This window comes from Sphingobacterium sp. SGR-19, assembly GCF_011043555.1.
Taxonomy (GTDB): Bacteria; Bacteroidota; Bacteroidia; order Sphingobacteriales; family Sphingobacteriaceae; genus Sphingobacterium.
Window position 1 is genome coordinate 226,727 of sequence record NZ_JAAKGS010000008.1, and the last position, 12,456, is coordinate 239,182.

Annotated in this window: 10 protein-coding genes; 3 read left to right on the top strand and 7 right to left on the bottom strand. The window is 42.8% G+C overall.

Annotated features, from left to right (window positions below; translation table 11 throughout):
• Complete coding sequence (locus G5B43_RS15305; protein WP_206367386.1) at nt 1-1,227, bottom strand: OmpP1/FadL family transporter; 1,227 nt, start codon at nt 1,225-1,227, stop codon at nt 1-3.
• A 120-nt stretch (nt 1,228-1,347) separates the two neighbouring features.
• On the opposite strand from G5B43_RS15305, the gene G5B43_RS15310 reads away from it, so the two are divergent.
• Nucleotides 1,348-2,520: a trans-sulfuration enzyme family protein gene (locus tag G5B43_RS15310; RefSeq protein WP_165295668.1), complete on the top strand. Its 1,173-nt coding sequence runs from the start codon at nt 1,348-1,350 to the stop codon at nt 2,518-2,520.
• A 37-nt stretch (nt 2,521-2,557) separates the two neighbouring features.
• Here the strand turns inward: G5B43_RS15310 and tpx are convergent, their stop codons facing one another.
• Nucleotides 2,558-3,055: a thiol peroxidase gene (gene tpx / locus G5B43_RS15315; RefSeq protein WP_165295669.1), complete on the bottom strand. Its 498-nt coding sequence runs from the start codon at nt 3,053-3,055 to the stop codon at nt 2,558-2,560.
• A gap of 115 nt (nt 3,056-3,170) precedes the next feature.
• Here tpx and G5B43_RS15320 point away from each other — a divergent pair, with 115 nt between their 5' ends.
• Together G5B43_RS15320 and G5B43_RS15325 are read left to right on the top strand one after the other, a co-directional pair.
• Nucleotides 3,171-5,069, top strand: coding sequence for an alpha-L-fucosidase (locus G5B43_RS15320; RefSeq protein ID WP_165295670.1), 1,899 nt, complete (start codon nt 3,171-3,173; stop codon nt 5,067-5,069).
• 116 nt (nt 5,070-5,185) lie between these two features.
• Nucleotides 5,186-6,664: a hypothetical protein gene (locus tag G5B43_RS15325; RefSeq protein WP_165295671.1), complete on the top strand. Its 1,479-nt coding sequence runs from the start codon at nt 5,186-5,188 to the stop codon at nt 6,662-6,664.
• Between the two features lie 89 nt (nt 6,665-6,753).
• On the opposite strand, the gene G5B43_RS15330 is transcribed toward G5B43_RS15325, so the two are convergent.
• The 5 genes from G5B43_RS15330 to G5B43_RS15350 are packed head-to-tail and all read right to left on the bottom strand — an operon-like array spanning nt 6,754 to nt 12,070.
• A complete protein-coding gene (locus G5B43_RS15330; protein ID WP_165295672.1) occupies nt 6,754-7,707 on the bottom strand; it encodes a D-2-hydroxyacid dehydrogenase in 954 nt (317 codons plus the stop codon).
• Nucleotides 7,708-7,718: 11 nt separating this feature from the next.
• Nucleotides 7,719-9,188 (bottom strand): glycine--tRNA ligase, encoded by a 1,470-nt coding sequence (locus G5B43_RS15335; protein ID WP_165295673.1) that lies wholly within the window; start codon nt 9,186-9,188, stop codon nt 7,719-7,721.
• Between the two features lie 58 nt (nt 9,189-9,246).
• Nucleotides 9,247-9,714 carry a thioredoxin-dependent thiol peroxidase gene (bcp, locus tag G5B43_RS15340; RefSeq protein WP_165295674.1) on the bottom strand — a complete coding sequence of 156 codons (468 nt, stop codon included), beginning with the start codon at nt 9,712-9,714 and terminating at the stop codon, nt 9,247-9,249.
• A gap of 6 nt (nt 9,715-9,720) precedes the next feature.
• Complete coding sequence (locus G5B43_RS15345; RefSeq protein WP_240904882.1) at nt 9,721-11,448, bottom strand: M23 family metallopeptidase; 1,728 nt, start codon at nt 11,446-11,448, stop codon at nt 9,721-9,723.
• Nucleotides 11,449-11,458: 10 nt separating this feature from the next.
• Entirely contained in the window at nt 11,459-12,070 is a 612-nt protein-coding gene (locus G5B43_RS15350; protein ID WP_165295675.1) for a fumarylacetoacetate hydrolase family protein, read from the bottom strand.
• Nucleotides 12,071-12,456 lie beyond the last annotated feature (386 nt).

The following is a 12,456-nucleotide window of genomic DNA, read 5'->3' on the forward strand; positions in this document are numbered from 1 at the left end:
CTACCATTTATAAGTTAAAGATATGCCAGGAGCATGGATATTTGTTTTGTATGTGCCAGTAAGTCCGGTGTTTGCACTGGTTACGGTACGCTCTAGGATGCGTTGGAAAACGTAAGCACCGGTAAGATCCCAACGATCATTAATATCGTACGTAAAACCTATAGATCCCATCATACGACTGTTGTCCGGGGTTTCTGGAGAGACATATGGTCCCCGAACAGGGGTAAATACATATCCGCCCCCAATTCGCAGATCGAGCCGATCACATGCTTCATAGTTAATACCCACCTTCCCGGAAAGAGCATTTTCATATTTTTTCTCCTGTCTTGTATCTTCCAGCGCAGGGGTGTTGTCTTCATAATCGAAAACAAGTTCTTTATATACACTGTAGCCAATGAAAGTGGCATCAGCCGCGATATCTACTCGTTCACTGGCAGGGAAAGTAAGGCCGATGTTGAATGAACTTGGTAATGGAAGCTCTGCGTCAAATGTCGTATTTGGGAAAGAAGCCGCTAATGCGGGAGGTACGGTAAACTCGGCATCACCATCTTTAAGTTTGGTGATGACTTGAGAACGATAACTTAATGAGATTGCGAAATCGTCTTCTAAGTTATAATGTACACCTACATTGAAGCCCATACCGGTACCTACTCCCGAAAGCTCGGCCCGTCCGGGGGTGCCATCCGCCGAGGCTGTTGGAATAGAACGTGAAAGATCGACCAAACCAACATTGTACACAAAGCCTCCGCCGATACCGAAGTTTTCCGTTAGTTTGAAACTTAATGTCGGTTGGATATATATCGCGCGCATTTGCAGGTGGTTCAACTCATATCGGCCAGGCCACTGGTCACCCCAATCGACAGAACCGCCAAACGGTGTATATACACCAAGACCGGCTTTCCACCAAGAATTTTGAGGGCCGAACGTTGCAAATACAGAAAATGGTGGTGAGATTTTAAACTTGGTGTGGTGCACATCGTTGCTATTAAACTCTCGGAATGCCGAACGGTACATGATCGCGCTAGCTCCTGCGGATACAGCATTATGATCCATTTTTACTAATGCGCCGGGACTGTAGAAAATGGAACTTTCATCTACAAAAAGTGCGGATCCCGCACCAGCCATACCGACGGCTTTTTGGCCTTGTGTGTTTACCTGTGATCCCTGTGCCCATAACATCGTTGGGCTGACAAGTAACAATCCTAGTAGTAGTTTTTTTATCTGCATAATTTTTTAGATAAGCGCATGAATAGGTTTATAGATTCCTAAATAGTAAGGTAGCAAACTATATGCCAGCATAATATTTTATACCCACAAAATATAGAAAAAACTTTAACTTTGTTCGTTATGGAGAAAGATCAATCTAAAATCATAAGGGAGCAAGCGCCACGATCAGCAACGAGAGAGCATTCTGTCCCTTTATATTTAACGTCGAGTTTTATTTTTGATAGTGCCGAACAAGGCCGGGCTGTTTTCGCGGGCGAAGAAGAAGGCACGATATATTCACGTTACTCCAATCCGAATACGACAGAATTTATAAATAAGGTATGTATCATGGAAGGAGCGGAAGATGGTTTAGCCTTTTCATCGGGAATGGCCGCTGTTTTTGCTTCTTTTGCAGGTTTTGTACAAAGCGGCGACCATATTGTTTCTGCAGGTGCTATTTTTGGTTCTACGCACCAGCTATTTACAGAACTATTTCCTCGCTGGGGAATCACGACAAGCTATGTGAATGCGGTAGATAATGAAGCTTGGGAGAAAGCCATACAACCCAATACAAAGATTGTTTTCTTGGAATCGCCTTCTAATCCAGGGTTAGAGCTTGCGGATTTGGAGTTTCTGGGGAGCTTAAAGAAGAGATACCCACAGATCATCTTTATCATTGACAATTGCTTTGCGACACCTTATTTGCAAAAGCCATTAGCATATGGTTTTGATCTTTCGTTGCATTCGGCGACCAAATATATGGATGGCCAAGGTAGAGTGTTAGGTGGTGTCATTGTCGGAAAACAAGATTTAATTGATGAATTGATGTTTTTTATCCGTCATACTGGACCTGCTATGTCTGCATTTAACGCGTGGACATTATCGAAGAGCTTGGATACGCTTGCCCTCCGTATGGACAGACATTGCAGCAACGCTTTGGTTTTAGCTGAAACATTGGAGCAGAACCCGGAAATTGTACAGGTAAAATATCCATTCCTACCTTCTCATCCACAATATGAGCTGGCTAAGAAACAAATGAAAGCCGGTGGCGGTATCGTCACCTTTGAGGTCAAAGGCGGTAGGGAAAGGGCCTTCCGTTTTTTAGACAAGCTAGAAATGATTCTTTACACGTCGAACTTGGGTGACGTGCGTTCCATTGCCACACATCCAGCTTCCACTACACACTCTAAACTTAAAGAAGAGGAAAGGTTAAGCTTAGGCATTCTGCCGGGTACCGTACGTATATCTGTAGGCCTGGAAGACAAAGAAGACATTATAGGAGATATCTTGCAGGCTTTGGAAGCTTCAAAATAGTTGATAGTGGGCAGAGTAGCCCACTGTCAACTGATTTCTACAACGCTGCGAGCGCCTTATCGTAATCTGGCTCTTCTGTTGTTTCAGCAACCTGTTCTATATAAGATACCTTACCTTCTTCGTCAATGACGACAACCGAGCGACTTAACAGGCCGGTCAAAGGACCATCTACAAACTTAACCCGATAAGCATCTGAAAACTTACTATCCTTATATTCGGAAAGGGTAATGACGTTTTCTAAATTTTCTGCTGCACAGAAGCGTCCTTGTGCGAAAGGAAGGTCACGTGAGATGCACAATACAACCGTGTTTTCCAATCCTGAGGCTTTTTCGTTAAACGTACGTACTGACATAGCGCATGTGCCCGTATCTATGCTAGGAAAGATATTTAACACAACTTTCTTTCCTTTAAAGTCGCTTAAACTTTTCTCTGATAAATCGCCTGCGGTCAATTTGAAGTCGGGAGCAGAAGAACCTACTGCGGGTAAATCACCTTGTGTATGTACTGCTGTTCCTTTAAATGTAATTTTAGCCATGATTTCTAATTTTAATTGAAACTATTAAGGTACGAAAATTTAAATAACTTTCTACCTTACAATGGTATCGGATTAAATTATTATTTTCACGAAGTATAGTACAAAAGACTAGGACATGAAAAAATCAAGATTATTCTTACTATCTTTTATTTTGCCGGTGACAGCATGTATGCAAGACGTAGCTGAACCCGAACCTTACGGGGCTTTACCGACAGAACGCCAACTGCGTTGGCATGAAATGGAGATGTATTCTTTAATTCATTATACACCAACAACTTTTCAGAATAAAGAGTGGGGGTTTGGCGATGCTGATCCGCAGATCTTCAACCCGCAGCATTTTGATGCGCAGCAGATTGCAGCAGCAGCAGCTTCGGCTGGTTTTAAAGGATTGATTTCTGTAGCTAAGCATCACGATGGCTTTTGTCTATGGCCTACGGCAACGACAAATTACAGCATCGCGGCATCACCTTGGAAAGACGGAAAGGGGGATATGGTGAAGGAGTTTATGCAAGCCACCCACGACCAAGGGATGAAGTTTGGCGTTTACCTGTCGGCTTGGGATAGAAACGACACACGTTACGGTTCGCCGGCCTATGCGGAAGCTTATCGCGAACAGCTGATGGAATTGATGACCCGATATGGAGAATTGTTTACATCATGGCATGATGGAGCAAACGGTGGCGATGGCTATTATGGCGGAAAAAAAGAGAAGCGCATCATCGATCGTACGACATACTACGAATGGCATGAGAAAACTTGGCCTATTGTGCGCGAAAAGCAACCGATGGCGATGATCTTTTCAGATGTAGGACCAGACATGCGCTGGGTCGGCAACGAAAAAGGTTTTGCAGCTGAAACAAGTTGGGCCACCTATACGCCAAGAGGAATCGATGGAGGTCCCGCGTTGCCAGGGGCTTCGGACTATAGTGAGTCCGAGACAGGCACACGCAATGGCGAACACTGGATTCCGGCAGAATGTGATGTGCCCCATCGACCGGGTTGGTTCTACCATCCTGATCAAGATGACCGGGTGAAAACACCGGACGAACTATTTGAAATCTATCTAAAATCAGTGGGACGCGGTGCTAATATGAACTTAGGACTAGCGCCAATGCCGGCTGGTTATTTGCACGCTAACGATGTGAAATCGTTAGGGGCTTTTGGTCGGAAAGTAGAAAAAACCTTCGAAACGAATCTTGCAGAAGGAGCACAGGTCAAAGCTTCCAATGTACGGGGCAATTCCAACAAGTTTGAAACAAAATGGATACTGGACGATGACCGCTATACGTATTACGCTTCAGACGACGATGTATTAGAGCCTGAGCTAGAGATTACATTAACCTCAGAACAAGAGTTTGATATCATTCGACTACGTGAAAATATCAAGTTGGGACAACGATTGGACAGCGTGTCCATATCCATCTCCCAAGATAATGAATGGGTGCCTCTGGCATCGGCAACAAGTATAGGAGCGAACCGATTGATCCATCTCGGTCAACCTGTGAAAGCAACAAAGCTGAAAATTAAGTTATATGCGCCGGTAGCACCGACATTGAGTGATTTCGGCTTGTTCAAAGAGTTTAAGGAGCCGTTCACATTTGGCGAAGATGTCAAAGACGGGCAGACAGCATTAACCGCAAATGACTTTACCATACGAACTGGAAACGGGCTTCCGAATAGCAGGGACAATAGTTCTGCAACCTTTGAAACACTTACTGAAATTGGAGATGGCGTTGTCTTTGAGTTGAAAAAAGTAGTTTCAGCAATAGGCTATTTGCCACGTCAAGATGGACAAAAAGAAGGTATTGCGTTGAAATATGAAATTGCGACTAGTGCTGACGGTAAAAACTGGAAGACTATGAAGACCGGAGAATTTTCAAATATTCAGGCAAATCCGATCGAGCAGATCATTGCGGTGGATACACCTATTCAAGATAAATATATGCGGTTTGTTCCAGTAGAAAGCGTGGGTAAAACATTCTCTGTCGCATCGTTTACGCTGTTTGGTGAATAGCGTAAGACAAGGGCGAATGATATCGCAAGCGTAAGAAAATCAGCTATTTGTTTGGTTTTCTTATGCTCGTTCATTATATTTGGTTATCAATTGAATTATAACTTGATAACTGAACTATGATGAAAAGACCAATCCACTCGGTTTGGTATAGTTTTTCCATCTTGTTTATCATGCTTAACATGGCTTCCTGCAAGAAAAATGCAGTAGAACCAGATGATAGGCAAGAAAGCTATACCATAGGGTTCAAATTCCGGGAATTTGAACACCTTATTTCCCCTTTGGGAACAAAAGTACAAATGGCGAGCGATGCTAAGAAACGCTCTGCTAGCTATAATACGAATCAAGACACCTACGAAGGCTATATTTATTATTGGTCTTTCAATACAGAAACCTTGATGCCAGATAGCTATCCAAGTACACATTGGCGTATTACGTATAACGACGGGCAGACTCCTACAGAATATGGGACGGGCTGGGCATATGAAGACTATATGGCTGGGAGAGCTCTATCGTTAAAAGGTTTGGACGAATTAATTTTCAAAATGCCAATGACGAAAGTACGCGAAGTCCATGAATTGGCGTTTGATGTAAGTTCCTCAGGAACGGGGCCAAAAGCTTTCTCTCTTTTGTTTTCTCAAGATGGAGAAAGCTACATAGTGTTGGAGGATAATAATCAGTTTACAAATACAAATACGCCACAAGCAAGAAATTCTTTTACTTTTTCTTTAGATGAACTATCGCTGGACTTTTCGGAGGATTTGTATATCAAATTGATTCCCAAAGCGGGCAATCGCGGAAATGCAGGTGATTACAACGATGTTACCGGTATCATGCGTGTCGATAATTTTCGATTGTACGGGATTGCCGAAGAGGTGGCGGATGCAAGTGTACGCCGTGTACATTATCATGTTTTCGATGCCGTAACAAGGAATCTCGTTCTTTCCGGGGCAGATCATTTCCGCGAAGGAACGCTATCCGATTTCCAGCTGACACTGCCCGCTGGAGATTACATCGCCTCCTTTGTGACGAATGTATCTAATGCAGAATTGAACATCCCGGAAACCGGAAATGCAGACACATACTTTATTGCCAATACATTTTCCAATTACAAAGCGAAGGTTTTTGGTGTTTTAGATACATTTTCTGTCAGTGGAGATATGCAAAAGGAGATAGAGCTAAGCCGATATTATAGTGAGGTTCGGTTTGCATTTACAGATACCCGGGATTTGTCGCATGTGGCCAAGCTTGTTGTCAAAGAAGAGCATGAACCTAAATTTTATGCGCCTTTTCAGCCCGTAATGAATAACCCGGTAAACGATCTGTCGGAAATTGTTATCCTTCCCGAATTTAGTGAGGATAACCGAGAGATGTTTTTCAACCAGTTTATGGGGAATACAAACGTTGCCGTACCGCTAATGTATATCGTAGAAGCTTACGATGTATCAGATGAGTTGATAACAACATTCCGCGTAGAGAGCGAAATCCATAACAATATGCAATTGCTCTTTCGTGGTAAGTTATTGGATTCACCAAATGGGGGATTTATTGTTCGCCTAAATGAACATTGGGACGGCGAAAAACAAGTTAATTTTTAATTGAATAATGATTTTTTAAAACGATAAGTTATAATCGATTTGATAGGAGAGACGCGATGACCAAAGTTCGGTTTATCGCGTCTCTTTTTTTATATTACATTTACAGGACTACCGTTCAGGAAAGCCTTTATATTCCCTACCACAGTATCCATCAGACGAAGTCTGGCTTCTTTGGTTGCCCAGCCTATATGTGGGGTAATGATACAGTTTTTTGCTCGGAAAAGCGGATTATCAGCTCGTGGTGGTTCTGTCGTTAATACATCCAATCCCGCGCCACTGAGGCGGTCCTCGTTTAATGCATCAGCTAAATCCTGCGCATTCACCAATCCACCTCTTGAAGTATTGATAAGCTTGGCGGAGGATTTCATGAACGAAAGAGACTTGGCGTTGATGAGGTTTTCGGTTTCCGGTGTCAATGGGCAGTGCAAACTGATCACATCCGCCTGTGCAAAGAGTTCTTCTCGAGCAACCCATTGAAAGTTTTTTCGATGAGATTGATCCGTTTGTGTACGACTAGAGGCCAGAACAGGCATTCCAAACGCAGCTCCTACATCGGCTACCTTCTGTCCGATACTTCCGAATCCTATAATGCCTAACGTCTTTCCGGACAATTCGGTTAGCGGATAATCCCAAAAACAAAAGTCCGGGCTTGCAGACCATTTGCCTTCCATGACCGAATCGCTGTGACGTTGCGTACGGTAACACAGTTCCAAAAGAAGGGAAAATGTCAATTGGACAACGGAAGCGGTGCTGTATCCGGGAACGTTAGTGACCGTGATATTTCGTTCTTTGGCACACGCTATATCGATAATATTATATCCGGTAGCGGTCACACCAATGTATTTTAGCTGAGGTAACGCGTTGATTACCTTAGCAGACAACGGTACTTTGTTTGTGAGGAGCATGTCCGCATCTACTGCGCGTTCGATAATCTCGTTTTCAGACGTACGCTCATGGACGACAAGGTCGCCCAATGCCTGTAAAGCATCCCAGGTTAGATCGCCGGGATTAAGTGTGTAACCATCTAAAACTACGATTTTCATGCTTTCCTCCTCTATACCAATTGTTCCAACAGGTTGTTCCAGCTAACAAGTTCACCAATGATACGGCGAAGGTCAGCCGCCGGAACACGCTCTTGTTCCATGCTGTCGCGGTGCCGAATCGTGACCGTATCGTCCTCCAAAGTTTGGTAATCTACCGTAATACAAAATGGTGTACCAATGGCATCTTGTCGGCGATAACGTTTTCCGATAGCGTCTTTTTCGTCATATTGGATATTGAAGTCCAATTTCAACTTAGCCATAATCTCCCGAGCTTTATCAGGTAGTCCGTCTTTTTTGGTAAGCGGTAATACAGCAGCTTTAACTGGAGCAATAGCGGGGTGGAATTTCAAGACCACACGCGAATCTTTCTTCTCTTCCGTTGATAGGTCTTCTTCTACTAAGGAGTTAGCCAATACCGTTAAAAATAAACGGTCCAAACCGATAGAGGTTTCAACCACATACGGTACATAGTTTTGATTGATCTCCGGGTCGAAATACTGCATTTTCTTTTTGGAGTGCTCCTGGTGTTGTTTCAAATCAAAATCTGTACGTGAATGTATTCCTTCGACTTCTTTGAACCCAAACGGAAATTGGTATTCGATATCCACGGCTGCATTAGCATAATGCGCTGGTTTCACATGATCGTGATAACGATACTTTGCGGAATCTGCTCCTAAGGCCAGATGCCACTTCAAACGTGTTGTTTTCCATTTTTGGTACCATTCCATTTCCGTGCCGGGGCGGATGAAAAATTGCAATTCCATTTGTTCAAACTCCCGCATACGCATGATAAATTGACGGGCGATGACTTCGTTTCGGAAAGCTTTACCAATTTGTGCTATCCCGAATGGGATCTTCATACGACCGGTCTTCTGTACGTTTAAAAAGTTGACAAAGATGCCTTGGGCGGTCTCCGGACGGAGATACACCTTTTCCGCTTCTTCCGCCATGGCTCCCATTTGCGTAGCAAACATCAAGTTGAACTGGCGTACTTCTGTCCAGTTTTTGGTGCCTGAAATGGGGCACACAATATTATGTTCTTCAATAATCGCTTTGAGACGAGCCAGATCGTCTGCTGTGATCGCATCATCAAGATCCTTTTGAAGTTGTGCGGCTTTCTCCGTCTTTCCGTCTTTTTCGTAACGATCTATCTTATCCTCAATCAACTGGTCAGCGCGGTAGCGTTTCTTTGAATCTTTATTATCGATCATAGGATCGTTGAACCCATCAACGTGACCGGATGCTTTCCAAGTGGTAGGATGCATGAAGATGGCGGCGTCGATCCCGACAATATTCTCATGCAACTGTACCATCGATTTCCACCAATAGGTCTTGAGGTTGTTCTTTAGTTCTGAACCCATCTGACCATAATCGTACACAGCACTTAGTCCGTCGTAAATCTCGCTAGAAGGAAACACAAATCCGTATTCCTTCGCATGTGATATGATATTTTTGAAAAAATCGTCTGTTTGCTTGCTCATAAGGGCAAATATAGATAAAAGAACAAAGATTAAAGATAAAGGACAAAGAAATAAGAGCTTAACCCTTACCTGCTAAATCGCGAATCTGTTGTGAAGCGTTTTTATTATCCACTTTCTTAATGATATGTTGGATAATCCCGTCCTCGTCGATTACAAATGTAGTGCGTGCAGTACCCATATATTTGCGGCCATACATATTTTTCTCTACCCATACACCGTAGTCGTTAACTATTTTCTGATCCTCATCAGCCAGTAGATTAAAGGGCAAATCAAATTTGTTAATAAACTTTTGGTGTGATTGCTCGTTATCAATACTCACGCCGATTACTTCAAACCCATCCTTAACCAAGGATTGATAATTGTCTCGGAAGTTGCAAGCTTCGGTGGTACATCCCGGGGTATTATCTTTGGGGTAGAAGTACAGGATAACCTTTTTGCCCTTGAAATCGGACAATTTAACGGTTTCTCCAGATTGGTTCTTTGCGGTGATTGTTGGCGCTTTATCGCCTATTTGTAGTGTCGCCATAGTATTTTATCTAATAAATTTTGCTTGGTATACCTGTTCGTTATCTTTCCAGTCCGTCACGACCAATTTAAAAGTATGTTGTCCTTTAGGAAGAGCTGGATCAAAGGTATGCCATAAATGTCTGTTTTTGGGATCATATTCCATCAGTACCCATTGACCGTCTATATAGCCATTAAAAGACTGTATACCCGAAAAGTTGTCCCGAATAGTAAAATCAATTTTTGACTGGGCACCTACATTTTTTCCGTTGCTCAGATTGCGGGGTGCGATAGTGGGTGCGACGGTGTCTACGGCAACGTAGAAACTCCCAAGATTTCGTGTATTGACCGTTACCCATCCATCCTCAAACTTACCACCTTCTGAACCATTTTCGACAGAAGCCAGAAGAGCCTTGCTTTCCAAACGAGCGGGTAGGTTAGTGGGCTTGATACGGAGATTATACGTGCTAAATAAAGGAGTCAAGTTGTTATGTACACGATGGATCACCGAGTATCCACCCACAGGTTGAGGAGCGGTATTGTAGGTAAAGTCTAAATCGCTATAAAGAACGCCTTTTGGCATATTTATTTGGATATCTTTGTTCTCAAATGTGTTCTCCGTATTGTATTTGAATAAGGCACCCTGACGTTTTTGTTGAGTGCGCTGTGTAACGGCGACGGTTTGTATTTTAAAGTTCAGCTCACTGCAATTCCCTGCGATGTCTTTAACAACATATTTCGCATCGTACACTTTATCATCGGGTAATGATATTACACCCACGTTCTTTAAGACTTTAAATATCTCGATGGGATTACCCGGATCTTTAAAGCTTTTTTGAACTTTTGCTTTCGTTTTTCGCCAATATGGATAGTCGATATAGGAATGTATGCCTCGTGAAGTGTTGAAGTCAAGTTCCTCAAAGACGACCGTCGAAATAGCTTCTCCGTTAATAAAGAGTTCAATGGAGTAGACGCCGTTACGGAAACCTCCAGCACGGTGTCGGTCGATGGTATTTATGCCCAGTCCAAATTTTCCATTCACTTTAATCGGTGTGTTTTGCGTTAATGTATATATGCCGTTTCGGATCGCTTTTACTTGCATAACCTGTCGCGGTGTGTGTTCGTTGAACAAATCATCGTTTAGATCGTAAACCATGATGTTGTTGATGGTAGGGAGAAAGCGATCGTTGAACCGTAACCCGAACAATTGTGGGTTAAGGGGACGTTGTGTTTTGGTGTCGCGAATTTCAAAATGGAGGTGAGGACCACCGGATGCTCCCGTATTACCGGCATTACCGATATATTGTCCTTTTGTTAGTTTTACCACACCTGGATCTACAATAACGTCTACATCAAATCGCTTTTGCTTATATTGTTCAGCTCGGATAACATTCGTCAATGCGTCGTTGAATTTATCCATGTGCAAGTAAACCGTGGTGTATCCATTTGGATGGTCGATATAAACAGAATTTCCACCGCCCCCAATCTGTACACGTACTCGGGAGACATATCCCTCAGCGGCTGCGTGTAAAGGCAAGCCAATGCGTTGCTGTGTGCGGTAGTCATCGCCAGCATGGAAATGGGTAGAGCGCAGTTCCCCGAAGGTCCCGGATGCATCCATAGCTACATTGAGCGGGTTACGGAAATATTCTTGGGGATATTCGCGCGAAGTAATGATGTCTTTATATTGTGCCTGTACTTGAATGCTTATGGCAAGTCCTAAGCAGATATATAATACTCTGTACTTGTTCATCATATCGGAATCTCTATTTTATCTGGCAACTGAACACAGGGTTATCTTGTATAAATCCCTCAAATTTATCGCCCACGACGATGGGACCTACACCTACAGGTGTTCCGGTATAGATAAGGTCTCCTTTGCGTAACGTAATATATTTTGAAATGAATACGATCAAGCTATCGATGTCGAAAATCATATCTTTTGTGTTTCCTGATTGTACCGTTTCACCATTTTTCTTTAAAGAGAAAGCTATGTTCTTTAGGTCAGGAAAGTCTTCTTTTGGAAAAAGTGGACTGATAACAGCAGAATGGTCAAATGACTTTGCCAACTCCCACGGCAGACCTTTTTCTTTATGGATGGATTGGACATCACGAGCAGTGAAATCAATGCCTAAGCCTATAGCATCAACGTATTTATGGGCAAACTTAGGTGACACATGCTTTCCCTCGTTACAAATACGAAACACGACTTCTACTTCGTAATGCACATCCTGAGAAAATTCAGGATAGTAAAAATCTTTATTGTCTTTTAATAATGCTGTATCCGGTTTCATAAAGATCACCGGGTTGTCGGGAACAGGGTTATTTAACTCTTTAGCGTGATCGATATAATTTCTGCCTACGGCGATAATCTTCATATATATAACTATTGTACTCATAACAAACCTAAATAAAATGCACCATATTCACCAATCAATTTTTAAATACACCATTCTCTGCATAGGGCTTTCACTTTTAAACCTGCTGCTCGCAAGCTGGAACCTGCTGTGCTGTGCTTGCTGCTCCAAGGCTTGCTCCCCTAGCAGGTCTAAACATCCATGTATACTGCTTATCTATTTATATGGGATTAACAGGGGGTTAGTAGGGGTATAATAGGGGTTTAATATAGGTATTTTCCCTATTATTACCCTACAATGTCCCTATAAAGTTGCACTTAAGAAATAATATGTGTATATTGAGAACTGAAGGTGTTCAATAATAATAAATACTAATTTATGGCTATACAGAAAGACGGGCCAAACGG

Bases quoted from the DNA above. Each gene is read 5' to 3' on its own strand.
- G5B43_RS15345 (WP_240904882.1), bottom strand. From the start codon at position 11,448: ATGATGAACAAGTACAGAGTATTATATATCTGCTTAGGACTTGCCATA.
- G5B43_RS15350 (WP_165295675.1), bottom strand. From the start codon at position 12,070: ATGAAGATTATCGCCGTAGGCAGAAATTATATCGATCACGCTAAAGAG.
- G5B43_RS15310 (WP_165295668.1), top strand. From the start codon at position 1,348: ATGGAGAAAGATCAATCTAAAATCATAAGGGAGCAAGCGCCACGATCA.
- tpx (WP_165295669.1), bottom strand. From the start codon at position 3,055: ATGGCTAAAATTACATTTAAAGGAACAGCAGTACATACACAAGGTGAT.
- G5B43_RS15305 (WP_206367386.1), bottom strand. From the start codon at position 1,227: ATGCAGATAAAAAAACTACTACTAGGATTGTTACTTGTCAGCCCAACG.
- G5B43_RS15335 (WP_165295673.1), bottom strand. From the start codon at position 9,188: ATGAGCAAGCAAACAGACGATTTTTTCAAAAATATCATATCACATGCG.
- G5B43_RS15320 (WP_165295670.1), top strand. From the start codon at position 3,171: ATGAAAAAATCAAGATTATTCTTACTATCTTTTATTTTGCCGGTGACA.
- G5B43_RS15325 (WP_165295671.1), top strand. From the start codon at position 5,186: ATGATGAAAAGACCAATCCACTCGGTTTGGTATAGTTTTTCCATCTTG.
- G5B43_RS15330 (WP_165295672.1), bottom strand. From the start codon at position 7,707: ATGAAAATCGTAGTTTTAGATGGTTACACACTTAATCCCGGCGATCTA.
- bcp (WP_165295674.1), bottom strand. From the start codon at position 9,714: ATGGCGACACTACAAATAGGCGATAAAGCGCCAACAATCACCGCAAAG.